The sequence below is a fragment of the Pseudooceanicola aquaeponti genome (assembly GCF_050897975.1).
GTDB lineage: Bacteria > Pseudomonadota > Alphaproteobacteria > Rhodobacterales > Rhodobacteraceae > Pseudooceanicola.
On the sequence record NZ_JBPAXY010000008.1, the window covers coordinates 99,349 to 123,432 of the forward strand.

General features: G+C 67.4%; 24 protein-coding genes. 18 read left to right on the plus strand and 6 right to left on the minus strand.

From position 1 onward, the window contains the following. Positions 1–5 precede the first annotated feature (5 nt). Positions 6–1,013, plus strand: a complete 1,008-nt coding sequence (locus ACRARE_RS19495) for an NAD(P)H-quinone oxidoreductase (protein ID WP_432658145.1) — start codon at positions 6–8, stop codon at positions 1,011–1,013. Positions 1,014–1,118: 105 nt separating this feature from the next. Here ACRARE_RS19495 and ACRARE_RS19500 read toward each other — a convergent pair whose 3' ends face one another. Further along, positions 1,119–2,243: a TAXI family TRAP transporter solute-binding subunit gene (locus ACRARE_RS19500; protein WP_432658146.1), complete on the minus strand. Its 1,125-nt coding sequence runs from the start codon at positions 2,241–2,243 to the stop codon at positions 1,119–1,121. Positions 2,244–2,504: 261 nt separating this feature from the next. Here ACRARE_RS19500 and ACRARE_RS19505 point away from each other — a divergent pair, with 261 nt between their 5' ends. Together ACRARE_RS19505 and ACRARE_RS19510 are read left to right on the plus strand one after the other, a co-directional pair. Beyond that, positions 2,505–3,287, plus strand: a complete 783-nt coding sequence (locus tag ACRARE_RS19505; protein WP_432658147.1) for an HpcH/HpaI aldolase family protein — start codon at positions 2,505–2,507, stop codon at positions 3,285–3,287. A gap of 8 nt (positions 3,288–3,295) precedes the next feature. Next, positions 3,296–4,204 carry a cupin domain-containing protein gene (locus ACRARE_RS19510; protein WP_432658148.1) on the plus strand — a complete coding sequence of 303 codons (909 nt, stop codon included), beginning with the start codon at positions 3,296–3,298 and terminating at the stop codon, positions 4,202–4,204. Between the two features lie 38 nt (positions 4,205–4,242). Here the strand turns inward: ACRARE_RS19510 and ACRARE_RS19515 are convergent, their stop codons facing one another. Then, entirely contained in the window at positions 4,243–5,127 is an 885-nt protein-coding gene (locus tag ACRARE_RS19515) for a hydrogen peroxide-inducible genes activator (RefSeq protein ID WP_432658149.1), read from the minus strand. 105 nt (positions 5,128–5,232) lie between these two features. Here ACRARE_RS19515 and ACRARE_RS19520 point away from each other — a divergent pair, with 105 nt between their 5' ends. The 3 genes from ACRARE_RS19520 to ACRARE_RS19530 all read left to right on the plus strand — a co-directional run bounded on the left by ACRARE_RS19520 (position 5,233) and on the right by ACRARE_RS19530 (position 7,336). Further along, positions 5,233–5,877, plus strand: coding sequence for a peroxiredoxin (locus ACRARE_RS19520; RefSeq protein ID WP_432658150.1), 645 nt, complete (start codon positions 5,233–5,235; stop codon positions 5,875–5,877). A gap of 61 nt (positions 5,878–5,938) precedes the next feature. After that, complete coding sequence (locus tag ACRARE_RS19525; RefSeq protein WP_432658151.1) at positions 5,939–6,376, plus strand: Dps family protein; 438 nt, start codon at positions 5,939–5,941, stop codon at positions 6,374–6,376. Between the two features lie 90 nt (positions 6,377–6,466). Then, on the plus strand, positions 6,467–7,336 hold the full coding sequence (locus ACRARE_RS19530; protein ID WP_432658152.1) for an MBL fold metallo-hydrolase: 870 nt from the start codon (positions 6,467–6,469) through the stop codon (positions 7,334–7,336). 99 nt (positions 7,337–7,435) lie between these two features. On the opposite strand, the gene ACRARE_RS19535 is transcribed toward ACRARE_RS19530, so the two are convergent. Then, positions 7,436–8,635 (minus strand): MFS transporter, encoded by a 1,200-nt coding sequence (locus ACRARE_RS19535; protein ID WP_432658153.1) that lies wholly within the window; start codon positions 8,633–8,635, stop codon positions 7,436–7,438. Positions 8,636–8,745: 110 nt separating this feature from the next. On the opposite strand from ACRARE_RS19535, the gene ACRARE_RS19540 reads away from it, so the two are divergent. From ACRARE_RS19540 to ACRARE_RS19595, 12 genes are all read left to right on the plus strand, one after another. Further along, positions 8,746–9,693 (plus strand): LysR family transcriptional regulator, encoded by a 948-nt coding sequence (locus tag ACRARE_RS19540; protein WP_432658154.1) that lies wholly within the window; start codon positions 8,746–8,748, stop codon positions 9,691–9,693. Between the two features lie 460 nt (positions 9,694–10,153). Further along, complete coding sequence (locus tag ACRARE_RS19545; protein ID WP_432658155.1) at positions 10,154–10,384, plus strand: Flp family type IVb pilin; 231 nt, start codon at positions 10,154–10,156, stop codon at positions 10,382–10,384. A gap of 12 nt (positions 10,385–10,396) precedes the next feature. Next, positions 10,397–11,302 (plus strand): Flp pilus assembly protein CpaB, encoded by a 906-nt coding sequence (cpaB, locus tag ACRARE_RS19550; RefSeq protein ID WP_432658156.1) that lies wholly within the window; start codon positions 10,397–10,399, stop codon positions 11,300–11,302. 23 nt (positions 11,303–11,325) lie between these two features. Beyond that, on the plus strand, positions 11,326–12,672 hold the full coding sequence (locus ACRARE_RS19555; RefSeq protein WP_432658157.1) for a type II and III secretion system protein family protein: 1,347 nt from the start codon (positions 11,326–11,328) through the stop codon (positions 12,670–12,672). Continuing rightward, positions 12,669–13,208: a hypothetical protein gene (locus tag ACRARE_RS19560; RefSeq protein WP_432658158.1), complete on the plus strand. Its 540-nt coding sequence runs from the start codon at positions 12,669–12,671 to the stop codon at positions 13,206–13,208. Before ACRARE_RS19555 ends, ACRARE_RS19560 begins: the two co-directional genes overlap by 4 nt. Before the next feature lie 19 nt (positions 13,209–13,227). Beyond that, the gene (locus tag ACRARE_RS19565) at positions 13,228–14,466 is read left to right on the plus strand and encodes a CpaE/TadZ family protein (protein ID WP_432658159.1); all 1,239 of its coding nucleotides are present in this window, start codon (positions 13,228–13,230) and stop codon (positions 14,464–14,466) included. Next, positions 14,463–16,043 (plus strand): TadA family conjugal transfer-associated ATPase, encoded by a 1,581-nt coding sequence (locus ACRARE_RS19570; RefSeq protein ID WP_432658160.1) that lies wholly within the window; start codon positions 14,463–14,465, stop codon positions 16,041–16,043. Before ACRARE_RS19565 ends, ACRARE_RS19570 begins: the two co-directional genes overlap by 4 nt. A gap of 5 nt (positions 16,044–16,048) precedes the next feature. Beyond that, on the plus strand, positions 16,049–17,005 hold the full coding sequence (locus tag ACRARE_RS19575; RefSeq protein ID WP_432658161.1) for a type II secretion system F family protein: 957 nt from the start codon (positions 16,049–16,051) through the stop codon (positions 17,003–17,005). 1 nt (position 17,006) lies between these two features. Further along, positions 17,007–17,957, plus strand: coding sequence for a type II secretion system F family protein (locus ACRARE_RS19580; RefSeq protein ID WP_432658162.1), 951 nt, complete (start codon positions 17,007–17,009; stop codon positions 17,955–17,957). Further along, complete coding sequence (locus ACRARE_RS19585; RefSeq protein ID WP_432658163.1) at positions 17,954–18,373, plus strand: TadE/TadG family type IV pilus assembly protein; 420 nt, start codon at positions 17,954–17,956, stop codon at positions 18,371–18,373. Before ACRARE_RS19580 ends, ACRARE_RS19585 begins: the two co-directional genes overlap by 4 nt. Continuing rightward, the gene (locus ACRARE_RS19590) at positions 18,363–20,156 is read left to right on the plus strand and encodes a pilus assembly protein TadG-related protein (RefSeq protein ID WP_432658164.1); all 1,794 of its coding nucleotides are present in this window, start codon (positions 18,363–18,365) and stop codon (positions 20,154–20,156) included. The genes ACRARE_RS19585 and ACRARE_RS19590 overlap by 11 nt, the downstream gene beginning before the upstream one ends. A 76-nt stretch (positions 20,157–20,232) precedes the next feature. Further along, positions 20,233–21,039: a tetratricopeptide repeat protein gene (locus ACRARE_RS19595; RefSeq protein ID WP_432658165.1), complete on the plus strand. Its 807-nt coding sequence runs from the start codon at positions 20,233–20,235 to the stop codon at positions 21,037–21,039. 65 nt (positions 21,040–21,104) lie between these two features. Here ACRARE_RS19595 and ACRARE_RS19600 read toward each other — a convergent pair whose 3' ends face one another. The 3 genes from ACRARE_RS19600 to ACRARE_RS19610 all read right to left on the minus strand — a co-directional run bounded on the left by ACRARE_RS19600 (position 21,105) and on the right by ACRARE_RS19610 (position 24,042). Continuing rightward, positions 21,105–21,881, minus strand: a complete 777-nt coding sequence (locus ACRARE_RS19600) for an ATP-binding cassette domain-containing protein (RefSeq protein ID WP_432658166.1) — start codon at positions 21,879–21,881, stop codon at positions 21,105–21,107. Continuing rightward, entirely contained in the window at positions 21,878–22,942 is a 1,065-nt protein-coding gene (locus ACRARE_RS19605) for an ABC transporter permease (RefSeq protein WP_432658167.1), read from the minus strand. The genes ACRARE_RS19600 and ACRARE_RS19605 overlap by 4 nt, the downstream gene beginning before the upstream one ends. Positions 22,943–23,025: 83 nt before the next feature. Further along, the gene (locus ACRARE_RS19610; RefSeq protein ID WP_432658168.1) at positions 23,026–24,042 is read right to left on the minus strand and encodes a sugar ABC transporter substrate-binding protein; all 1,017 of its coding nucleotides are present in this window, start codon (positions 24,040–24,042) and stop codon (positions 23,026–23,028) included. Between the last annotated feature and the right edge of the window lie 42 nt (positions 24,043–24,084).

The window sequence follows — 24,084 nt, forward strand, 5'->3', positions numbered from 1 at the left end:
GCGCCATGAAAGTGATCGAGATCCGCGAACCCGGCGGCCCCGAGGTTCTGCAACAGGCCGAGCGGCCCCGCCCCACCCCGGGCCCCGGCGAGGTGCTGATCCACACCATCGCCGCCGGGGTCAACCGGCCCGACATCCAGCAGCGGCGGGGCCTTTACCCGCCGCCGCCCGGCGCCTCGGACCTGCCCGGGCTGGACGTGGCGGGGGTGATCGAGGCCGTGGGCCCCGGCGTCACCAGCCACGCCCCCGGCGAGGCGGTCTGCGCCCTGGTCAATGGCGGCGGCTATGCCGAGTTCTGCACCGTTCCGGCGCTGCAATGCCTGACCATCCCCCGGGGCCTGAGCTTTGCCGAGGGCGCCTCGCTCCCCGAGGTCTTCTTCACCGCCTGGAACAACGTCTTCCTGCTGGGCCGCCTGGCCCAGGGCGAGCGGCTGCTGATCCAGGGCGGCACCAGCGGCGTCGGCCTGGCGGCCATGCAGATGGCCCGCCACCTGCGCGACGCCACGGTCTATGCCACCGCGGGCAGCGCCGAGAAGCGCCAGGTCTGCCTGGATCTGGGCTGTGCGGCAGCGGTGGATTATCGCGGCGACTGGGGGGCCGAGCTGATGGCCCTGACCGATGGCGCGGGCATGGATGTCATCCTGGACGGTCAGGCCGGGCCCTATGTGCAGCGCCAGCTGGACCTGCTGGCCTATGACGGTCGCGTGGTGCTGATCGCCAGCCACCTGGGCGCCGAGGGCGAGGTGAACTTCCGCCAGCTGGTGCGCCGCCGCCAGACGCTCTGCGGCTCGACCCTGCGGCCGCGCTCTGCCGCCTACAAGGGGGCGATCGCCCGGGACCTGATGGCGCAGGTCTGGCCGCTGCTGGAGGACGAGCGCATCACCACCCGCCTGCACGCGGTCCTGCCCTTCGACGAGGTGGCCGAGGCGCACCGCATCCTGGATGCCAACGCCCAGATCGGCAAGGTCGTGCTGGCGCTGGACCCAGAGGCCGCCGCCGCGCGCCCGGGCTGAGACCGCCCCGCGCCTTGCGGTCGCACCGCCCCCTCCCCGGAAAGCAAAAAGCCCCGCCCGTGTCACCACGGGCGGGGCTTCGTCTTTCGGAAGGGCGCGCGCCGGTCAGAGACCGGCGTCGGCCAGGGCCTTGGCGCGAGCCTCGGGCCACTGCTCGGCGCGGTCGGCCTCGGGCAGGGCTTCCCAGGCGGCGCTCAGCACGTCCTGGCGGGCGACCAGCGCCTGGTTATGCGCCTCATCCGCCTCGGACCACAGGCCCGCCTCTTTCCAGTAGCGCACGGCGCCCGGGTGGTAGGGCACGACCCACTGGAAGTTCTGGCGATCCCCGGCAAACCCGGCCAGGCCGCTTTCGGCCTCGGAATAGGCGTCGAACTGTTCCTGAAGGGCCTTGGTGGTGTTGTAGACGACCTCTGGATCCTTGTCGGCATAGGTCACCACCACCGGATAGGGGAAGCCCGCGCATTCCACCGGCGCCTCGGCGGACATGTTGGGGCCCACGGTCGCGGTGCGCGGGGCGAACTGCGGCTTGATCTCTTGCAGACGGGCCCAGCCCTCGCTGTCGGCCTCGGGCAGCGCCAGCCATTTAAGACCGCTGGGCGAGGCCGCGGCCTGGGTGGCGAAGGTGGTCGTGGACAGGGTGGTGATCGCATCCACCTGGCCGTTCAGGAAGGCATCCCAAGAGGCGCCGAAGCTGGCCACCTCGACCTTTTCCACGTCATCCCAGGTCAGGCCACCGAAGGCCAGGAAGGCCTCGACATTGGCCTGAAGCGCGGGCGAGCTGACGACCCAGCCCAGGCGCTTGCCGCGCAGATCCTCGACCGTCTGGATGTCGCTGTCGCCCTGAAGCGCCAGGGTAAAGCAGTTGGACGAATTGGCCCCGGCCAGCAGCTCGATCCGCTGCGGGCCCAGCTCGGGCGAGGTGAAGGCCTCGGTGCCCTCGTAGGCGTTGTAGGCCTCGGACCCGATCAGCGCCAGGTCGACGCGCCCCTGTTTCACCGGCAGCAGCCGCGCCACGTCGGAGGTGGCGGGCAGAACGCGCAGGCTGATGCCGTAGCCGTCGCTGATCGCCTTGCCCAGGGCCACGGCCTGGGCATAGCCGGACGAGCCGACATCATAGGTTGTCATCGACAGGCGCTGCGGCAGTTGCGCGTCCTGTGCCAGGGCGGGCAGCGCGACCAGGGCCGTTCCGGCGACCAGGGCCGCGCGGGCAAGCGTGACGTTGAAGTTCATGACCTTCCTCCTTCTCTGGGTCCGGCCATGCCGCCAGGCACGGCCCGCCTCCGTCGTGACCACGGCCGGTCTGCCTGCCCCAGCGGGCGGCGGCCTCCTCCCGGTCACGGCGAACGCGCTATCACATTCCCCGGCAGAGGTCCCGCTCTCAACGCGAACCCGCGACCGTTCCGCCCTGCGAAACGGCGCCGCTCCTGCGTTGCTGCGCCCCGGCCCGCTGCCGATGCTCGGGCCAAAGGCACAGGACCCGAGGAGAAGATGATGCCACCAAAGCCTATCGGCTTTCGCCAGCGTTTCCAGGAGGGGCAGATGCTGATCGGCAGCTTCCTCAAGATCGCCCAGACCATGCCGGCCGAGATCCTCGGCACCCTGGGCTATGACTTCGTGGTTATCGACGAAGAGCACGGCGCGCTGAACCGCGAAAGCACCGATCACATCCTGCTGGCCTGCCGCGCCCATGGCATCGGCGGCCTGGTGCGCGTGCCCTCGGCCGATCCGGCGGGCATCCAGTCGGTGCTGGACTGCGGCGGCGACGGCGTGCTGGTGCCCCATGTGGACAGCGCCGAGAAGGCCCGCGCCATCGTCGCCGCCGCCCGCTATCGCGGTGGCGCGCGGGGCTATTCCTCGACCACCCGGGCGGGGGATTTCGGCGGCCGGACCATTGCCCAGCACCTGGACGAGCAGGACAGCCGCGCCACCGTGATTGCCATGATCGAGGATCCCCACGCCCTGGACGCCCTGGACGAGATCCTGGCGGTTGAGGGGCTGGACGGCGTCTTTATCGGGCGCGGCGACCTGACGGTGGCCTATGGCGAGGTGAAGGGCGGCTCGGCCCCGGTCAAGGCCGCGACCGAGGCGATCACCGCCGCCGCCCGCGCCGCGGGCAAGCCGATCTGCGTCATGGCCTCGGGGCCCGAGGATGCGGCGGCCCTGGCCGCGCAGGGGGCGACGGCCTTCATCGTCTCTTCCGACCAGACCTTCCTGCGCAAGGCCGCCGCCGCGACCCTGGCCGAAACCCGCGCCACCCTGCAACAGACCCGCTGAGGCCCCCAATGTACGACAAGTCCGACCCCCGCTCGCAACTGGCCCCCGCCCCGGCCGCCAAGGGCAAGCCCCCGACCGGGCTGATCGCCGAAGAGCAGCTGGCCACCTTCTATGACAGCCCGCCGCAGATCGACGATGACAACGGCCGCACCTGGTTCATCCGCGGCCACAACTTCGTCCTGGCCTATTCCGAGCTGGCCCCCGGCGGCACCCTGTCACGCAGCGACCAGCCCGACGAATATGTCCTGCTGATGCCCAGGGCGCCCGCCCGCATCACCGCAGGCGAGGCCGAGGCGGATCTGCCCGGCCACCAGATCGCCTTCGTGCCGCCGGGCGACAGCCAGGTGACCCTGCCCGAGGGCGGCGTGGTGATCGGCCTGTTCACCACGGCCTCGGCCGATCTGGTGGCGCTGTGCCCCAATGCCCGGGCCTACGACACGCCCCGCAGCCATGTGCCCGCCTTCGAGCCCTGGCCCACCCCGCCGGGCGGGCTGCGCCTGCGCCACTATTCGCTGGACGTGCCGAAGGCCGAGGGGCGCTTTGGCCGGATCTTCCGCTGCACCACCTTCATGGTGAACATGCTGGACCCGCGTGAGGGGCCGCGCGATCCGGCCTCGGTCTCGCCGCATCACCACGACGATTTCGAGCAATGTTCGCTGCTGCTGGAAGGGGCCTATGACCACCACCTGCGCTGGCCCTGGACCACGGACATGGCCGACTGGCGCCCCGACCGACATATCGAGGTCACCGGCCCCTCGGTCCTGGTGATCCCGCCGCCGGTGATCCACACCAGCCGCGCCAAGGGGGACGGGCTGAACCAGCTGGTCGACATCTTCTGCCCCCCCCGCACCGATTTCAGCGCCAAGCCCGGCTGGGTCTTGAACGCCGAGGACTACCCCATGTCGGACGCCCCCTAGATCCGCCGGGCAGGCGCGGCGCGCGCCGCCCCTGCCCCTCAGGCCCCCTCGCCTCCGGCCCGCAAGACCTCGCCCAGTTTCCGAAACAGCGCCGCCCGGGCCGAGCCCGGGCGCCAGGCCAGGACGATCTGGCGGGGGCAGGCATCCGGCAGCGGGGTCAGCTGGATCTCGGCCGCGCCCACCACCCCGGCGCGCACTGCCAGGTTGGGCAGCAGGGTGATGCCCAGCCCCTCGGCCACCATGGCGATCAGCGTGATCAGGCTGGTGGCCGCGAAACTGTCTTCGGAGGTCAAAAGCTTGCCCGGATAGGCCGCCAGGGCGTGGCGTTGCAGGCAATGGCCCTTTTCCAGCAGCATCAGGTCGCCGCTGCTTTCCAGCGCCTCGGGACCCGAGCGCAGAGGGCGGTTGGCTGGCGAGGCCAGCTGATAGCCGTCGTCAAAAAGCGGCATCACCTCCAGCGCGCCGGTCTCGAAGGGCAGCGCGATCAGGATCACGTCCAGCCGCCCGGCGTTGAGGCCCTCGATCAGCTGCTCGGTCATCTCCTCGCGCAGGTAGAGGCGCAGGCCCGGGTAGGCCGCGCGGATCTCGGGCAGCATCCGCGGCAGCAGGAAAGGCCCGATCGTCGGGATGGAGCCCAAGCGCAGATCGCCCTCGAAGGGGTTGCGCCGGGCCCGCGCCAGGGTCTCGATCTCGGCCGCATCCAGCAGCAACTGCCGCCCTCGCGCCGCGATCTCCTGGCCCAGGGGGGTCAGCATGACCCGGCGCTTGGTGCGCTCGACCAGCTGCACGCCCAGCCGGTCCTCCAGCTCCTTTATCCCGGCGCTGAGGGTGGGCTGGGTGACGAAACAGATCTCGGCGGCCCGCGAGAAATTCAGCGTCTCTTCGATGGCGGTCAGAAAGCGGATCTGGCGCAGCGTGATCACTTATAGATTCCCTCTATTTCTTTCAGCGTTTATTCCAATTTCACCTATTAATGTCGAGGGCCTATCTCTTGTTCATCGAAACGCTGACCGAGAAGGAGCGCAGCAATGACCGAAGAGACCCGCCCCGCTGGCCCGAAGATGAACGAACCCGCCCCGGCCTTCGACGCACCGACCACCCATGGCCGCAAGACCCTGGAAGACTATCGCGGCAAATGGCTGATCCTGTTCTCGCACCCGGCCGATTTCACCCCGGTCTGCACCACCGAATTCATCGCCTTCGCCAAGAAGCACGCGGAATTCGAGGCGCTGAACACCGAGCTGCTCGGCCTGTCGATCGACAGCCATTACAGCCACATCGCCTGGGTGCTGAACATCAAGGAGAAATTCGGCACCGATGTCCGCTTCCCGATCATCGCCGATCTGAACATGGCCGTGGCCCAGGCCTACGGCATGATCCAGCCCGGCGCCTCGGACACGGCGGCGGTGCGCGCCACCTTCATCATCGACCCCGAAGGGGTGCTGCGCGCCATGGTCTATTACCCGATGAACGCGGGCCGGTCGGTGGATGAGATCTACCGCCTGCTCGTGGCGCTGCAAACCGCCGACGCCAACCAATGCGCGATGCCCGAGAACTGGAAGCCCGGCGACGAGGTGATCGTGCCGACCCCGCCCACCCCCGAGGCCGCCCTGGCCCGCGCGGGCGAAGGCTACAACACCGTCGACTGGTATTTCTCGACCCGCAAGCTTTGAGCCAGGCGGCGGCCCTGCGGGGCCGCCCCCCTCCCCCGATGCCCGACAGGAGACACGCGCCATGACCGCCCAAGCCAATATCACCGCCCTGAACGCCGTTCTGGGCCAGACCTTCCGCCTTTATGTCCAGACCCATGGCTATCACTGGAATGTCACGGGACCGCAGTTCCGCCAGCTGCACGCGCTGTTCGAAGAGCAGTACCAGAACCTCTGGTCCGCGCTGGACGAGATCGCCGAACGGATCCGCATTCACGATGCGCCCGCACCGGGCACCGTGGCCGAGCTGATGGCACTGGCGGCGCCCGAAGAGGCCCCGGCCCAGTCCGCCGAGGACATGCTGCGCAAGCTGATCGCCGGTCACCAGGCCCTGGCGGAAACCCTGCGCGCGGCCATCACCACCGCCGCCGAGGCCGGGGACGAGGTCAGCGCGGGACTGCTGACCGACCGGCTGGAATGGCATGAGAAAGAACTTTGGATGATGAAGGCGAGCCGCGGCTGAACCCCGCCCTAGCTGAAAGGCCCAGAGAGAGGCCAGAGCGAGGCCCGCAGCGACAGGGCCGCGCGGCCCCAACCGAAAAGGAGACAGGACATGACCAATCCCATCGTGAAGCCCTTCTGGGACCAGGCCACCGGCAGCTGGCAATATGTTTTCCACGACCCCGACACGATGAAGGGGGCGATCGTGGATCCGGTGCTGGACTACGACCCGCTGGCGGGCGCCACCTCGACCGCCAATGCCGAACGGCTGCTGGACTATGTGCGCGAGACCGGGATCGAGCTGGTCTGGATCCTCGACACCCACCCCCATGCGGATCACTTTTCGGCCGCCCAGTGGCTTAGCCGCCAGACCGGCGCGCCGACGGCGATCGGCGAGAAGGTGACCGGGGTGCAGAAGCTGTGGCAGGGGATCTACCACCTGCCCGAGGATTTCCCGGTGGATGGCCGCCAGTGGGACCGGCTCTTTGCCGATGGCGAGCGGTTCATGGTCGGCAATGTGCCGGTGACGGTGATGTTCTCGCCCGGCCATACCCTGGCCTCGATCACCTATGTGGCGGGGGATGCGGCCTTCGTGCATGACACGTTGATGATGCCCGACAGCGGGTCCAGCCGGGCGGATTTCCCCGGCGGCAGCTCGGACGCGCTTTACGACAGCATCGCGGCGATCCTGTCGCTGCCCGAGACGACCCGGATCTTCGTCGGCCACGACTACGCACCGGGGCGCGAGGCGGCCTGCGAGGCCAGCGTCGCCCAGCATCGCGCGGCCAATATCCACTGGAAAGGCGGACCGTCGCGCGCCGAATACCGTCAGCTGCGCGATGCCCGCGATGCCACCTTGCCGCTGCCCAAGCTGATGCTGTCGGCGCTGCAAATCAACATTCGCGGCGGCGCCCTGCCCGAGCCCGAAGCGGACGGCCGATCCTACCTGAAGATCCCGCTGAACGCCTTCGAAAGCCGCTGATCGCGGCCCGGGGCGATGGCGCCACGGCGCCGTCGCCCAATCGGACATGGAAGCGGCCCCCTTGGCCCCGGTGCAGCGCGGACGCCCCCTTCGCAGCGATCACACCGGGCCTGATCCGGGTTTCAGCATCTTCCGACCATTCCCGATCAAGGCCACGGCCGCCACCGACAGCGCCACGCTGCCGAGAAGCGTTGCGTGGATCGAGAAAAGATCCAGCAGCGCGCCCCCAAAAACCGCGCCAAGCAGGATCGAGGCCTGGATCGCCGCGACCATCAGGCTGCCGCCCTCCTCGGGCGCATCATCGACGTTGCGGGACATCCAGGTCATGAAGATGACCGACATCGCCGTGTTCATCGCCCCCCAGAGGATCAGCAGACCGGCAGTGATCACCGGCGCCGCGCCGGTCAGCAGCAGGCCCAGCGTTGCCGCCCCCATCACCAGCGCCGGCAGTTTCAGTTGCGCGGCAATGGCGCCACCGACAAAACGGCCCGACGCCCAGGTGCCCAGAAATCCTGCGCAGCCCAGGACCAGCAGCAGCACCGACAGGGTGGTCACATCGGCCCCGGTCACCTGTTCCAGATAGGGCCGCAGGTAAGTGAACATGGTGAAGGCCGCCCCCCAGGACAGCATGGCGGCGAAGATCCCACGCGCGAAATATCCGCGACGCAGCACCGCGATGAGCGTACCGAAGCTCCGCCCGCGGCCTGCGGGCAGCGAGGGCAGCGCGACGAGGTGCCACAGAAGGTTGATGGCGACCAGGGGGGTCAGCGCCCAGAACACCCCACGCCAGCCGACGAGATCGCCCAGATAGCTGCCCAGTGGCGCCGCAAAGGCCGCGGCGATGGCCTGCCCGCCATACATCAGCGCCAAGGCGCGCGGCACCTCGGCCTCGGGCACCAGGCGCATGATGACAGCGGTCGCCAGCGCCCAGAAGCCGCCGATGCAGATCCCCAACAGCCCCCGCGCCAGCATCAGCATGGCGAAACTCTGGGCTGCGGCCACCATGGCGAGGGAGACCAGCATCATCCCCGTCAGCGTGACCATGACCCATTTGCGGTTCAGCCGCCCGGCGACGGTGGTGATCAGCAAGCTTGCGACGACGGCAAACAGGCCGCTGATCGCAATCGCCTGCCCGGTCTGGCCCTGGCTTGCCCCCAGCCCCTCTGCCATGGGGGTCAGAAGGCTGACCGGCATGAATTCCGAGGCAATCAACATGGCCACGCAAAGCGCCATCGACAGGACGGCGCCCCAGGCCGGGCGGATCTGCCCCCCTTCGGGCTTGGCGGTTGCATCACTCATCAGGCGGTCTCCGGTCTGTTTGGCTGCCCAAGGGATACAGGCCGCCAAACTCGGTGATTAGCCGTCGCAAACGGCATGGACTAATCGACCAGATCGATAGATGGTGCCCCATGATCGGACCTGACTACAACGACCTCATGTGGTTCCGCATCGTTGCGGAGGAACGCAGTTTCACCAGGGCTGCGGCACGTATCGGCGTCGCCCAGTCGACCCTGAGCCATACGATCAAGAGGCTGGAAACCAGCATGGGGCTGCGCCTGCTGAACCGGACGACGCGGAATGTCGCCCCCACCGCTGCCGGAACACGCCTGCTGGCGACCGTCGCCCCACGGCTGGACGAGATCGACACCGAGGTCGCGGCCGTCATGGCCCTGAGCGACAGGCCCTCGGGCTCGATCCGCCTGACGCTTTCGGATCACGCCTTCAAGACCGTGGCCTGGCCAAAGCTGAAGCCCCTCATACAGGCCTATCCGGACCTTCGGATCGAGTTCAGCCTCGACAGCGGCTTTCGCAATATCGTCGAGGAGGGGTTCGACGCAGGCGTCCGCCTTGGCGAAAGCGTCGAAAAGGACATGGTCGCGACCCGCATAGGACCGGATTGGCGCATGATCGCCGTCGCCTCGCCCACATATCTTGCGACGCGGAACCTGCCACGTCACCCGCGAGACCTGCTCGATCATAATTGCATCAACATGCGCCACGAAACCCGGGGCGGTCTTTATGCCTGGGAATTCGAGAAGGACGGGCAAGAGGTCAATGTTCGCGTCGAGGGTCAGCTGACCTTCAACAATTCCTACGCCATGATGGATGCCGTCCTGGGCGGGCTGGGCGTGGCCTTCGTCCCGAACCACCTGGCCGACGCCTACGTCGCGTCGGAAGAGCTGGTCCTGCTTCTTGACGAGTGGTCGCCCTTCTTCGATGGCTATTTTCTGTACTATCCGACACGGCAGCAGCATCTGGGGGTGTTTCAGCTGGTGCTGGACGCCCTGCGGCATGGATCAGCGCGGGCGGCAAACGCCCGGTCCGGCCCGCCCTCGCCGCCGGATGCGCGCAGATAGCGGGGGCCCTCGGCTGGGGGGCCGTGAAAGCCCACCCCTGAGACGTATGCACACATCCGGATCATGTCACATGACACAGCCCCATGGGGGCGCCCATCTCACAGGCGGACACAGACGGATGCGAATCGTCTGCGCCCAAGACAAGCTCTTTCAACTTCTCGCGACAGATCCCGGCCCCCGACGAACATCCTTTTGAATGTATCACATAACATACTTAAGCAAATTCAAAACATACTTAAGTAAAATTCCAAGGCAATACTTCCGACAAACCCACGTTTAATATGCACCATTCCCCTGGGGAATAGTTCTTTCGATATTGATTCACCCCAAAAGGCGCCCTACCCAAATAGAGGGCTCCACTATCCCCCAATAGTATAACGCCCACCCCAACTTGCCAAAACTTGGCGCGCACCGCTGCGAGTGCGCGAACCCCGAAGCTATGTCTGGAGGACCCCAAAAGATGACTCTTCACCACACCATCAAGCAGAAACTGAGCAATTTCAAACAGGACGAAAGCGGCGCGACCGCGATCGAGTACGGTCTCTTTGCCGCGCTGATCGGGGCCGTCATCGTCGCCGCCATTGCCGGCCTCGGCACGACCCTCGGCCTTGGTTTTGAAGGCGTTGAAGGCGCTCTGCGCGACGGATTTGCCGATGCAGACATCGTGATTGCAGACCCTTACGCCAACTGACGGGGTCTTCTCATGCACTTCGGTTCCGCCCGCCGCTTGCTTCTGGTCGTCGCGACATCCTTGCTCGCGGCACTTGCGGTGGCATGGTTCGGATTGCGCACGGAAAGCGCGCCGCGTGATCCGGCCCTCCAGGCGCAACAGCCAGGGGCGGAAACGCGCAAGGCCGCGCCGTCAGTCAATGTTCTGTCAGCCCGGGTCACATTGCCCACGGGACATGCGATCCGGGCCGACGACATTTACAGTCTCACCTTGCCAGAGGGGCAAATCGCGAAAGACCTTTTGCGGGATACCCCGGAAAATCGGGAGACCCTAGAAAGGCGATCTGCGCCACGAGACATCCCCGCGGGCACGCCTTTCGTTGTATCCGATCTGCTGTCCCCCACCCCGGATGCCGTGCCAGCCCCCCCGCCTGCCCCTCCAGCCCCCCCCTCAATGGGCTTGGCGGACGGTATGCGTGCGATCGCCATTCCCGTCACCGCCGAAACGGCCGTCGCCGGTCTCATTTCCGGCGGGGATCGGGTCGACGTCATCTTGTCCTATGACACCCGGGACGGCGAGCGTGCGGTGCGGACGATCCTGCGCAACGTGCGTGTCATCGCCCGCGATCTGGTGACCGACAACGCAACGACGGCCAGCGGCGTCCCCCGGACGATCACCCTCGAACTGAACCCCGAGGGGGCCAAGGTGCTGACGCTTGCCATGCAGACCGGAGACCTGCTGCTGATCCTCAGCCCGCCCGGCGAGGCCCCGGTTGCCACGATCGCCGAGGACGAGCCGATGCTGTCGTCCCGCATTTTCGGCCCCTCCAGCAAAACGGCGCCCACGGCCCGCCCGCCCAGCGTCGAGATCTTCCGCGGCAACGGGGCGCAACGGGCACCGGCACCGCACGCCCCTCCCTCCGCCGCTTCCTCGCCCTAGTCCCGCAATCCCCGAGAGATGTCATGCTGCCCAGACTTTTCCACCGACCGCTTCTGCTGCCCGCCACCCTGATCGGCCTTACCGCACCTCTGGCCCTGCCCCCCCAGGCCTACGCCCAGACCATCCTTGAGACCACCGGCCGCCCGATCGATCTTTTCGCCGGCCAGGGCAAACTCGTCCAACTCGACACGCCCGCCCACTCGGTCTTCCTGGCCGATCCAGAGACAGCGGACGTCGAGGTGAAATCCCAGTCGCTGATCTACGTCTACGGAAAGCGGCTTGGCGAAACGACGCTCTTCGTGATCGACGAGGCCGACCAGGTTTCCCTGAGCAGCACCCTGCGCGTCACCATCAACGCCGACGCCCTGAACCGCGCCGCCCATGCGGCCGTGCCGCGGGGCAGCTTCGCCGTCAGTGAGGTGGATGGCGCGGTCATGCTCTCGGGGGCGGTGGCAACCATCGGCGAGGCGCAGCGGATCGAGGAGATCGTGCGGAGGCTGGCCGGGGCCGAAACCCCGATCATCAACAGCCTGCACCTGACGACGCCGCCGCAGGTAAATCTCCAGGTCCGCATCGCCGAGGTGTCACGCTCGGTCACCAACGACCTGAGCACGACCTGGAGTGACGGGCTGACCGGCGGTGTCTCGATCGCCGGGGGCTATTCGGTTTCGGGCGACTTCCAGGTGGGCGACGCCCTTTTCGGCCTGTCCCTGGACGCGTTGCAGGCCAAGGGCCTGGTGACGATCCTGTCGGAACCCAACCTGACCGCCCGCTCCGGTGACACCGCCAGCTTCCTGGCCGGTGGCCGCTTCCCCTATCAGACCTCCTCGGGGGAGGGCGACAACGTGACCGTCGCCTTCGAACCTTATGGGGTCGAGCTGGAATTCACCCCGCAGGTGATGCAGACCAACCAGATCAAGCTGAACGTTGACACGAAGATCCGCGAGCTGGACTTCTCCAACGGCAGCACGACCGGCAGTCAGAACCTGCCGCTGATCCGCGAGCGCAGCGCCCGCACGACGATCGAGGTCGGCAGCGGGCAGAGTTTCGCCATCGCGGGCCTGTTCTCCTCCACGACCCAGCAGGACATCGACAAGGTGCCGGGGCTGGGTGACGTCCCCCTGCTTGGCGCGCTGTTCCGTTCCACGAGCTACCAGCAAGGCGAGACCGAGCTGGTCATCCTGGTGACCCCCTACATCGTCGAGCCGGGCGATCCCGGGCGGTTCAAGACGCCCGTCGACGACTTCACCCCTCCGGATGCGGCAGAACAACTGCTCCTGGGTCAGTTCGAGGGCACCCCGGGCGGCAACGGCACCCCGGGCGTCTCGGTGCGAAACGTCAACGGCAAAGCGGGACTTCTGCTGCAATGAAACCCATCTTCTCCCTCCTCCGCCCCCTGTGCCTTCTCGCGCCCCTGGCCCTGATGGCCTGCGCCGGGAACACGCCGCAAACCGGCGTCGTCAGCCGCCTGTCGACCCCCTATGTGGAGCGGCAACACCAGTATCGCTTCGCGAGCGGGGCCACGTCGCTGTCCACCGCAGAACGGTCGCGGATCCACGACTTTCTGTCGAGCCAGGCCTTGCAGAGCGGTGATGTCGTGCTGGTCACCATCCCCGCCTCGGGCGTGTCCCAGGTCGACCAGGGCCGTGCACAGACGATGCGGGCCGCCCTGGCCCGGGTGCCAGGCCGGGTGCGGATCCTTCAGGACAGCTCTTTCGGCGGACGCCCGACGCCGCGCAGCCAGCTCGGGATCATCCGCGTCGCCCGCGCCCAGGGGATCGAGGTCGATTGCACGGCGTCCTTCGGCGACCTCGGCTGCGCCAACGCAACGAACCTGGCCACGATGATCCACGAGCCGGGCGACATTCTGACCCCGGCCATCACCGGGTCGAGCGCCGGCCTGTGACCCCGGCAAGGAGAGCGACGTGAACAGCCCAGTCCCCGCCCCCCTGCAAGCCGCCGCGCCGCGCCAGCTAGAGGCCTTCGTGCAGACCGAAGAGGCGCGTGCCGCCGTCCAGCGCATCCTTCATCAGCTGGGCAGCACGACCGGCGCCCCCCCGCGCGAGGGGTCCTTGTCCACCGCCGCCCGCATGGTCGGCATGACCGACTTCGGGGATGTGCTGATCGCCGAGCTGGACGAGACGCGCGGCGACGAGGCCGCCTGCGAGGCGATCCAGGCCCTCGGCAGAGAGGGGCAGCAGGTCATCGTGCTTGGTCGGCGCAACGACATCGCCACCTATCGCCGCCTGCTCGCCGCCGGTGCCGCGGACTATCTGGTGCTGCCACTGGACGGCCCCTTCGACATTCAGCTGGCGTCAGGCGTCACCCCGCCGCCGGCGGCCGTGGCACCCGGCACGCCCTCGCGCGTCATAGGGGTCTGCGGCGTCAGCGGGGGTGTCGGCGCCAGCCTCCTGGCGGCCAACCTTGCCATCGCACTGGGCCAGCGACCCGAGATTGCGGCCAAGGCCGCGGCCCCGCTCGGGCCAGTGGCCCTGCTGGATGCCGATCTGACCTTCGGCAGCCAGGCCGTCGACTTCGACGTGCCCCCGACCACCGGGTTGCTGGATGCGCTGCAATCGCCTGGCCGTGTCGACCGGACCTTCCTGGGCACCACCATGGCGCACCCGCTGCCCGAGCTGTCCCTGTTCTCGGCCGAGCTGGCAGATGTCGATCAGCTGGAGCGCTACCGCAACGGGTTGCCGGACCTGATCGGCAGGCTCCGGCAGGACTGCCCCGCGATCGTGATCGACCTGCCCCGCGACCAGCTGATGAGGGCGCCCACGCTTGCGCGCCGCCTGGACGACCTGATCCTGGTGCTGGGCCCCGGGTTCGGCTCCGTCCGATCCTTCGTCAAGCTGATGGACCGGCTGGGCGACACCGCCAACAGCCCCCGGATCTGGCCGATCCTGTCCCACACCCGCAGGGATGCCGGGTTGAAACGGGCCGAGATCGCCGAAACCCTGGAACGCGAGATCACGCTGGAGCTGCCGCACTGTGGCGCCGAGCTGTCCCGCGCCCAGGTCAAGGGCCAGCCGCTCCAGCTGCTTGCGCCGCGCAGCGCCTATGCCCGCGCGGTTGCCTCTCTCGCCCAGGCGATCACCACTCCGCAGGACAGCGGCCCGTCGCGCCGATCCTTCTTTGCCCGAAAGAGGGCCAAGACATGATCCCCGCAAGCGACGCCATGACCTCTGCTCCGCCAGAAGAGGACGACTTCGCGGCCCTGCGCAGCCTTGTGGCCGACCAGCTCTCGGCCGGAGGCGCGGCGACAGGCGGCGCCGACGCCTATGCGGTCAGCCTCGCGATAGACCACGTCGAGACCAGCCAGGGGCGAAAGATCCCGCCGCAGGTGCAGGCACGGCTGATGCACGCGCTGGTGACCCCGGGCGCGCGCCCCGCCACGGTCACGCCCACGCCGTCGGCAAGCCGCACCGCCCCGACATCCGACGCCGCAACGCCCGCGTCGATGCCGAACAGCTTTGCCCGGCGCCTCAATGCGCTGAGCCGAGAGATCCTGCCCGAGGCCATCGCCCTGCTGGATTTCCGCGCCCTTGCGGATCTGCCCCCGCAGGATCAGCGGGACACCATCCGCGACGCGGTCCTCAACGTCAGCAAGTCCCACCGGCTGGATCTGAACGGCGCTGAAAGCGCGGAACTGGTTGGCTATGTCATCGACGACATGATGGGCTTCGGTCCGCTGGAACGGCTCCTGTCCGACGACAGTATCTCGGACATCATGGTGAACGGTCCGCGACAGGTCTACATCGAACAGGCCGGTCGGCTGCACCTGACCGACGTCTCGTTTCGAGACAACCAGCATGTCACCAATATTGCCACGCGCATCATCTCGCTGGCCGGCCGGCGGGTCGATGAAAGCTCTCCGCTGGTCGATGCCCGCCTGCCGGATGGCAGTCGCATCAACGTGACCCTGCCCCCGCTTGCCCTGGACGGGCCCACCATGACCATCCGGAAGTTTCCCCGCGACAACCTGGCCCTCCCGGATCTGGTCGACCGACGCAGCCTGTCGCCGCGCATGGCCGACCTTCTGCGCATCGCGGCGCGGCTGCGGCTGAACATCCTGATCTCTGGCGGGACGGGATCGGGCAAGACGACCCTGCTGAACGCAATCTCGCGTGAAATCCCGGAAACGGAACGGATCGTGACGATCGAGGACGCCGCCGAACTGCGCCTGCAACAGCCGCATGTGGTGCGCCTTGAGACCCGCCCGCCGACCATCGAAGGCACCGGCGAGATCACCATGCGCCACCTGTTCCGCAATGCCCTGCGGATGCGCCCCGACCGGATCATCATCGGCGAGGTGCGCTCGGACGAGGCCCTGGACCTGCTTCAGGCGATGAACACCGGCCATGACGGGTCGATGTCGACACTGCACGCCAATACCCCCCGCGAAGCGCTGACCCGGATGGAGAACATGATCGCCATGTCCGGGATCCAGCTGCCCAGCCAGTTCGTCCGGCAACAGCTGAAGGATGCGATCCACCTGGTCGTGCAGATCTCGCGCCAGCGGGACGGCGTGCGCCGCATCACCTCGATCTCCGAGATCGTGGGGATCGAGGGCGAGGTGGTCTCGATGCAGGAACTCTTCCGCTTCCGGGCCGACAGCGGCCGGGGCGGGGACGAGGTGTCGGGCCGCTTCGAAAGCTGCGGCACCACCCCCGCCTTCGTGAGCCGCGCCGCGGAACACGGCCTGGAAGGCGCCCTGCGCGCCACGATCGAGGGATAGGCGCCATGGCCCTCGCCCTTCTGATGCTGCTGACCTTCGTCGCCACCATGGCCAGTGGCATGGTGGTGCTGATGCTGGTGGATCGCTCTCGACGGGTGCGGCGCGCAAGGCTGGTGCGGCAAGGATCCGGCCACCGGGCCGCAACGCAACAGGTGCTGCAAAAGCTGGAGAAAGCCCGGAGCGGAGACGCGCTTCGGCAGCGCCGCACCGGGCTGGTCGCGCTGCTGGAGGACCGCCTGCGCCTGGCAGGTCTGGACCTGTGGCCCGGCGCGGCGCTGGCGCTGATCGCCCTTCTGGCCGGGGTCTTTCTTGCCCTGGCCTGGCTGAGCGGGCTGGTGCCCCCCCTGCTGGCGGCACCGGCGGCCCTGATGATGGGCTGGATGATGTTCAACATCCTGCTCGACGGCCTGCGCGCCCGCCGCATCCGCCAGTTCAACGATGCCCTGCCCGATGCCCTGAATATCTTCTCGCGCGGGCTGCGCTCAGGGCAGACCGTGCCCGGCGCCCTTGGCGTGGTCGCCCAACATGCCCGAGGGGTCACCCGCGAGGAATTCGCTCATTGCCATGACGAGCTGAAGGGCGGCGTGGCCCTGATTGATGCGCTGTCGGCCCTGTCGCGCCGCATCGGCAGCCCCGAGGCCCACTTCATCACCGTGGCCACCGCGCTTCAGACCGAAACCGGGGGCAACCTGGCCGAGACGCTCGACAACCTGGCAGAGCTGCTGCGGGAACGGCGCAAGCTGCGCAAGAAGGCCGCCGCCCTGTCGGCCGAGACCCGGGTCAGCGCCTTCATCCTGTCCAGCCTGCCCTTCGTCATTGCCGCGATCCTCTTCCTGATGAACCCCGGCTACCTGATCCCGCTGGCGGTTGACCCGCGCGGGCAGATCATGACCGCCGCCGGGGTGCTGTGCCTCGGGCTCGGCATTTACAGCATGTACAAGCTGGCCAGGATCGAGGCCTGAGATGTCCCTGTTCCCCCTCATCCTTCTTACGCTTCTCCTTCTGGTGCCCGCGCAGCTGGCCCTGCTGACGGCGATCGACCGCAAGACCCGCGCCGCAAGGCTGGCGCGCAGCACCGGCAGGGGCGCCGCGCGCCAGACCGCGCCCCGGCCCTCGGTCGGGCGACGCGCCGGGCAGGCCGTGCTGCGCCTGGCCGCGGGCACCTCGGAACGGCTGCAAATCCTGCGCGGAGGCGACGCAGAGACAACGGCGGCGCAACTGCGGGCGGCGGGGTTCCGAAACCGGGACGCCGTGCTGATCCATGCCTTCCTGAAACTGGTCCTGCCCCTGGGCTGTGCCGCCCTGACCCTGGGCTGGTTCTACCTGCGGGACCGGGGTGCCCCCGCCCCCCTGGTCCTGGTGATCTGGACCAGCGCGATCGCCCTGGCGGGATCGAAAGCGCCCGACGTCGTGCTGGGCCGCCTGGTCAAGCGTCGACTGGCCCGCGTCCGAAAGGATTTCCCCGACATGCTGGAACTTCTGGTGATCGCCAGCGAGGCGGGCCTGGGCCCCGGCCCGGCCATGCAGCGGGTCGCCCATGAGCTGCGCCGGACCTCGCCCCCCCTGGCCCTGGAGCTGGAACAGCTGGTCGTCGAACTGGGGGTCCTGCCCCGCCGCGCCGAAGCCTGGCAGAACTTCGAACAGCGCCTGCCCCTGCCCGAGATCGCGGTCTTCGCCAACACGCTGCTACAGGCCGAACGCTACGGCACCCCCTTCGCCGGGGCTCTGAGAAGCCTGATGAAAGACGAACGCGCCGCCCGGCTGCTGCGGGTAGAGGAGCAGGCCGCGAAGGTTCCGGCCCTGATGACCGTCCCCCTGATCCTGTTCATCATGCCCGCCCTCTTCATCGTCCTGGTCGGACCCGCCGTCCTCAGCATTATCGACAACATCCTGGCAGGGGGGTTCGGCAAATGACCCGGGGACTGCGGCGTTTCCTGCGCAAGGAAGACGGAGCCACGGCGGTGGAATTCGCCCTGGTTCTGCCTGTCCTGCTGACGATCCTTTTCGGGATCATCTGCTTCGGCCAGTATTTCGCCATTGCCAACAGCCTTCAGCAACTGGCCGCCGAAGCGGCCCGCCACTCGGTTTCGGGCCTGGCGGAAAGCGAGCGCGCCAATCTCGCGGCGGCCTATCTCGACGCCACCGGCGCCCGCTTCTCTTTCCTGGGGGCGGACAAGGTCAGCTCGACCGTCACCATGATCCCCGGCGCCGTGCCCGCCATCGAAATTGCCGTGACCTACGATCTGACCGGCTCGGCGGTCGACATCGCCGACGGGTTCCTCGGCCTCGACATCCCCACGATCACGCGGAGGAGCTATCTTGCCTATTAAGCCCTTCCTGCGGCGCGCCCTGTCGGACGAGGGTGGCGCCATCGCGATCATCGTCGGGCTGATGCTGACGGTGCTGATCGGCTTCGTCGCCATCGGTGTCGACCTGTCCTCGCTTTATGCCCGGCAGAAATCCCTACAAACCCGGGCGGACCTGGCCGCGATCAGTGCGGTCTCTCATCTGGGCGAGGCCTCCGAGGATCGGGCCCGCGCAACGGTCGCGGGAAACGGCTTGCCGGAAGAGGCGCTGACCGACATCCGCTATGCCCGCTTCCTTCGCGATCCCGACCTGCCGCAGGCCGCCCGCCTGGAGGATCGCGCCCTTGGCGATACCGACGTGAACGCCGCGACGGTCGCCGTCACAGAAGAGGTGCCGCTCTATTTCGCCAGCAGCTTCCTGGACAAAAGCAGCACCCGGCTGTCGGCCAGCGCCACGGCGGCCCGTTTCGATTTCGCCGCCTTCAGCCTGGCCTCACGTCTGCTGGAGCTGGACGAAGGCATTTTGAACGCGCTGTTGTCGGCGGCCCTGGGCACCGACATCTCGCTGTCGGTTCTGGACTACCAGGCCCTGGCCGATGCCGAAATCAACCTGCTGACCTTCACCGACCTTCTGGCCAACCGTATCGGCCTGACGGCAGCCCCCTACGAAGAGATCCTTGCCGCCGATGTCGATCTTCTGGATCTTGTCGGGGCGCTGCTCGACGCCAGCCCGGTCGACGCGACGACAGATGTCCTCGCCACGATCCTGAACGCGACAACCAACGTCCTTCTGAACACCGGAGAGCTGATCGCGATCGACGGCGATGACGTTGGCGTGCAGCTTGAGGACATCCTGCCGCGCATCACCGTCTCGCTTCTGGATATCCTCATGGCCTCGGTCGATGTGGTGAATGCCGACCGCATCATAGATGCCTCGCTCGACCTGGACATTCCCGGGCTGCTGGACACCGATCTGGAGCTGGTTGTCGGCGAGAAACCGGCGGGATCGGGCTGGATCACCCTCGGGGCGCGGGGCGCCACGCTGCACACCGCCCAGGTGCGCCTTCGGCTGGGGCTGACCCTGGAGCCGTCGATGCTCGAGGAGATCGACGAAAACCTGAACATCGTCTCGGTGAACCTGCCCGTCTACCTGGAGATCGCCAGCGGCACGGCGACGCTCTCCGACATGAACTGTTCGGCCTCCGAGGAGGACGACCTTCTGGTCCGCTTCGACACCGGGATCGACCCGCTTTCGGGCACCACCGGCACCCATGTGGCCGAGCTGTTCCTGGGCTCTTTCGACACCCCGACCTTCCAGGACACCACCACCCCCCTCGACGCGGCGGACCTGGACTATGCCAAGCTTCTCGGGCTGCGCATCGACCTCGACCTTCTCAGCCTCTTCAGCCCCGAGGTCCTGGCTGTCGATGTCGCCCTGAAGGTCAAGACCCACGTCGCCATCGGCACCTCTCTCACCGAACAGCTCGACTTTACCCTGGCCGAGATCGGCGAGACCAAGACCATCGGTGCGGGCCGGTTGCTGAGTTCCACCGTCTCGACCCTGCTGACCAACCTCGACACCGACATCGACCTGGAAGTCGGCCTTCTGGACCTGGGCCTGGTCGGGGCGATCGTGGACGGCGTCCTGGATCTGGTGACCCTGATCCTGCACCCCGTTCTGCTGCTGGTCCTCACCCCGCTGGATGCAATCCTCGACGCCCTGCTGGGCGCCCTTGGCGTCGGTGTCGGCCAGGCCGAACTGACCCTCAACGATGTTCAATGCGGGGCTGTCATGCTGGTGCGATGACCCGTCCCGCCACCGTGAACGGCTGCCGCCCATGCCCGTTTCAGCTGCCCACAAACCTTCAAGACCGGAGCCTGCCTTGCCCCTGCCCTCTTTCCTGATCCGCCCCCTGGCGCCCCTCTTCCTTATCGCGGCCCTCTCTGCCTGCTCTCTTCAGGCGCCGACGACATCGGCGCCCCCGGCACAGACCCAAGAGACCGAAACGACGCTCAGCCTGGCGCAGGCCACGGCGAAATCCGGCGACCATGCCCGCGCCGTCAAACTCTATGAGAAGGTTCTGACCGCAGAGCCCCAGAACGTCGCGGCTTTGATGGGGGCCGGAGACAGCTATGCGCGTATCGGCCAGAACAGCCGCGCCGAGGCGATCCTGCTGCGCGCGGACGAGCTCTCGCCCCGCAATTCCGACATCCTGGCCATTCTCGGCAGGGTCCACCTGGCCATGAACCGCCCCACCGACGCCCTGGGGAACTACGACGCCGCCCTGAAGGCGCAGCGGGGCAATGTCTCGGCCCTGACCGGCAAGGGCGTCGCCCTGGACACGCTGTCGCGCCACGCCGAGGCGCAGGCGGTCTACGAATACGGGCTGAAACTCTATCCGACGAACTTCATCCTGCGCAGCAACTACGCCCTGTCGCTGGCTTTGACAGGTCAACAGGGACGCGCGATCAGCATCTTGCAGGAACTTGTCCGCGACCCGGTGGCGGCACCCCATGTGCGCGGCAACCTCGCCCTTGTCTACGGCCTGGCCGGTCGAGAGAACGACGCCCGCGCCACCCTGGCCCTGGACCTTTCCGCCCAGGAGATCGAACAGAACATCCGCGTCTACCAATCCCTGCGGCGCCTGATGCTGGACGACAAGCCGATCGGGTCTCTGGTCTTCGCCTAGGGTCCGCAATCGCCCGCCAGAGCCTTGACGCAGAGAGAGCGGAGAGGCTCTGGCGGGCGCCCCCGTCAGGCCGCCTGGGGGTCGTCCGGCTCCTTGGCGCCGGTCATGAAGGCCACGGCATCGGACATGCTGTATTTCTTCGGGTCGATCACGCAGAGGCGGCGGCCGAGGCGGTGGACGTGGATCCTGTCGGCCAGCTCAAAGACATGGGGCATGTTGTGGCTGATCAGGATGATCGGGATGCCCCGCTTCTTCACGTCCTGGATCAGTTCCAGCACCCGCCGACTTTCCTTCACGCCGAGGGCCGCCGTCGGCTCGTCAAGGATGATCACCTTCGATCCGAAGGCCGCCGCCCGCGCCACGGCGACGCCCTGCCTCTGGCCCCCCGAGAGGGTTTCGACCGGCTGACCGATGTTCTGGATGGTCATCAACCCGAGGTCCGACAGCTTCTGCCGGGCGAAATCCTCCATCGCCTTGCGGTCAAGCTGGCGCAGGAACTTTCCCATGACCCCCTTCTTCCTGATCTCGCGGCCCATGAACATGTTGTCGGTAATCGACAGCGCGGGCGACATGGCCAGGGTCTGGTAGACGGTCTCGATCCCGGCCTCGCGTCCGTCATTGGGCGAGGCGAAGCGGACCTGTTGCCCCTCGACGTAGATCTCGCCCTCGTCGGCGGTCACGGCCCCCGACAACGCCTTGATCAGCGTGGATTTTCCGGCCCCGTTATCGCCGATCACGGCCAGGATCTCGCCCGGGTACAGCTCGAAGTCGCAGCTATCCAGCGCGGTGACCCTGCCGTAGCGCTTGGTCAGGTTCTTTGCAGAGAGAACGGGCTGGGTCATGCCGATACCTTTCTGATCCATTGGTCCACGGCGACGGCGACGATAATCAGCACGCCGATGAAGAAGTAGGTCCATTGCGCGTCGGCCCCCAGAAGCCGCAGCCCCAGCGAGAAGACACCGACGATCAGCGCCCCGAAGAGTGCGCCCAGGATCGACCCGCGCCCGCCAAACAGGGAAATGCCGCCGATCACCACGGCGGTGATGGATTCGATATTCGCCTCGTAGGCCGAGGTCGGAGAGACCGAGCCGAGCCGCCCGATCAGCGCCCAGCCGGCAAAGCCGCAGATCAGCCCGCCCAGCATGTAGACCGACATCAGGGTGCGGTGGACGTTGACGCCCGACAGCGCCGCCGCCTCGGCATCGTCGCCCACGGCATAGACATGCCGCCCCCAGGCCGTGTTCTTCAACGCCCAGGCCAGGCCCAGCATCAGAAGGATCATGAAGACCACGCCGATGGTAAAGACCGCGCCCGCGACCTCGAACCGCGTGCCCATGAATTGCAGGATGGGCGCGTTGGCCTCGATGTCCTGCGAGCGGATCGTCTCGTTCCGGGAATAGAGATAGTTCGACGCCAGGATGATCTGCCACGTCCCCAGCGTGACAATGAAGGGCGGCAGCTTCATCTTGCTGACCAGCAGCCCGTTCAGGGCGCCACAGAGCGTGCCGAAGGCAAGCCCGCAGGTCACCGCGATGAAGGGCGGAATCCCGTAGCGGAATGCGAACTGGCCCATCACGACGGACGAGAAGACCGTGATCGCCCCCACCGACAGGTCGATCCCGGCGGTCAGGATGATCAGCGACTGCGCCGCCGCGACGATGCCGACGATCTGCACCTGTTGCAGGATCAGCGTCAGCGCGAAGGGCGAGAAGAACCGCGATCCCAGCAGCAGTCCGAAGACTGCGATCGACGCCAGCAGGACGATCAGCGGCACCAGCGCCGGGTTCCCGTGAAGCAGCTCGTGGACCTTGTGCAGCGGCCCCTTCTGCCGGCTTTCGAACGAGGCAAAGCTCTCGTCTCGCCGTGTCTTGACGACATCCTCAAAGGCGTCATTCTGGCTCATGCGCCGCCCCTCTCCCGTGACAGTCGTTGCGGCCGGGGCGTGCCCGCCCCGGCATGTTCAGGCTTGATGTGAAGCGGTAGGGCTCAGCCCCAGCACCGCGCCAGACCCTCGTCCACGGTGATCGAGGTGACGCCCTCGACCGGTTCGCCCGTCACGAGCTCGACCCCGGTGTCGAAGAAGTCCTTGCCCTCGGTCGGCTGCGGCAGCGTGCCGTCCTGCGCATACTGGTGGATCGCCTCGATCCCGAGGGCCGCCATGTCCAGCGGATATTGCTGTGCGGTCGCCCCGATCACCCCGTCGCGGATGTTCTGGACGCCCGGACAGCCGCCATCGACCGACACGATCAGCACGTCACCGGCCCGGCCAAGCGCGTCCAGCGCCTCGTAGGCCCCGGCGGCGGCGGGTTCGTTGATGGTGTAGACCACGTTGACGCCCGGGTCCTTCGCCAGCAAGTTCTCCATGGCGCGGCGGCCGCCTTCCTCGTTGCCCTGCGTCACGTCATGTCCGACGATGCGCGGGTCGTCCTCGTCCCCGTAGCGGCCCGGATCCTTGATATCGATCCCGAAGCCCTGCATGAAACCCTGGTCGCGCAACACGCCCACCGTGGGCTGGCTGACATTCAGGTCGAGAAAGGCAATGCGCGCATCCTCGGCCGCGTCGCCCAGCTTGGCGGCGGCCCATTGCCCGATCAGCTCACCGGCGCGGAAGTTGTCCGTGGCGAAGGTCGCGTCGGCGGCATCTGCCGGGCTCAGCGGGGTATCCAGGGCAATCACGATGGCGCCCGCCTCCTGCGCCTGCTCGACCGAGGACACGATCGAGGAGGTGTCCGAGGCCAGCAGCAGGATGCCGTCTGCTCCGGCGGCGATGCAGGTCTCGATGGCCTGGGCCTGGGTTTCGTGGTCGCCGTCATACTTGCCGGCGAAGTTCATCAGCTCGATGCCCAGCTCGTCCGCCTTCTGCTGCGCGCCTTCGCGCATCTTCACGAAGAACGGGTTGGTGTCCGTCTTGGTGATCAGGCAGGCTGTCGTCTGGTCCTGCGCCATCGCTGCGCCGCCGGACACGGCAAGCGCCATGGCCGTGAGTGCCATTGCGTATTTCATGATCTCTCCTCCCAAAATTTCGCGGCCAGTCGCGACGGGCCA

Bases quoted from the DNA above. Each gene is read 5' to 3' on its own strand.
- ACRARE_RS19495 (WP_432658145.1), top strand. From the start codon at position 6: ATGAAAGTGATCGAGATCCGCGAACCCGGCGGCCCCGAGGTTCTGCAA.
- ACRARE_RS19500 (WP_432658146.1), bottom strand. From the start codon at position 2,243: ATGAACTTCAACGTCACGCTTGCCCGCGCGGCCCTGGTCGCCGGAACG.
- ACRARE_RS19505 (WP_432658147.1), top strand. From the start codon at position 2,505: ATGCCACCAAAGCCTATCGGCTTTCGCCAGCGTTTCCAGGAGGGGCAG.
- ACRARE_RS19510 (WP_432658148.1), top strand. From the start codon at position 3,296: ATGTACGACAAGTCCGACCCCCGCTCGCAACTGGCCCCCGCCCCGGCC.
- ACRARE_RS19520 (WP_432658150.1), top strand. From the start codon at position 5,233: ATGACCGAAGAGACCCGCCCCGCTGGCCCGAAGATGAACGAACCCGCC.
- ACRARE_RS19525 (WP_432658151.1), top strand. From the start codon at position 5,939: ATGACCGCCCAAGCCAATATCACCGCCCTGAACGCCGTTCTGGGCCAG.
- ACRARE_RS19530 (WP_432658152.1), top strand. From the start codon at position 6,467: ATGACCAATCCCATCGTGAAGCCCTTCTGGGACCAGGCCACCGGCAGC.
- ACRARE_RS19535 (WP_432658153.1), bottom strand. From the start codon at position 8,635: ATGAGTGATGCAACCGCCAAGCCCGAAGGGGGGCAGATCCGCCCGGCC.
- ACRARE_RS19540 (WP_432658154.1), top strand. From the start codon at position 8,746: ATGATCGGACCTGACTACAACGACCTCATGTGGTTCCGCATCGTTGCG.
- ACRARE_RS19545 (WP_432658155.1), top strand. From the start codon at position 10,154: ATGACTCTTCACCACACCATCAAGCAGAAACTGAGCAATTTCAAACAG.
- cpaB (WP_432658156.1), top strand. From the start codon at position 10,397: ATGCACTTCGGTTCCGCCCGCCGCTTGCTTCTGGTCGTCGCGACATCC.
- ACRARE_RS19555 (WP_432658157.1), top strand. From the start codon at position 11,326: ATGCTGCCCAGACTTTTCCACCGACCGCTTCTGCTGCCCGCCACCCTG.
- ACRARE_RS19560 (WP_432658158.1), top strand. From the start codon at position 12,669: ATGAAACCCATCTTCTCCCTCCTCCGCCCCCTGTGCCTTCTCGCGCCC.
- ACRARE_RS19570 (WP_432658160.1), top strand. From the start codon at position 14,463: ATGATCCCCGCAAGCGACGCCATGACCTCTGCTCCGCCAGAAGAGGAC.
- ACRARE_RS19575 (WP_432658161.1), top strand. From the start codon at position 16,049: ATGGCCCTCGCCCTTCTGATGCTGCTGACCTTCGTCGCCACCATGGCC.
- ACRARE_RS19580 (WP_432658162.1), top strand. From the start codon at position 17,007: ATGTCCCTGTTCCCCCTCATCCTTCTTACGCTTCTCCTTCTGGTGCCC.
- ACRARE_RS19585 (WP_432658163.1), top strand. From the start codon at position 17,954: ATGACCCGGGGACTGCGGCGTTTCCTGCGCAAGGAAGACGGAGCCACG.
- ACRARE_RS19600 (WP_432658166.1), bottom strand. From the start codon at position 21,881: ATGACCCAGCCCGTTCTCTCTGCAAAGAACCTGACCAAGCGCTACGGC.
- ACRARE_RS19605 (WP_432658167.1), bottom strand. From the start codon at position 22,942: ATGAGCCAGAATGACGCCTTTGAGGATGTCGTCAAGACACGGCGAGAC.
- ACRARE_RS19610 (WP_432658168.1), bottom strand. From the start codon at position 24,042: ATGAAATACGCAATGGCACTCACGGCCATGGCGCTTGCCGTGTCCGGC.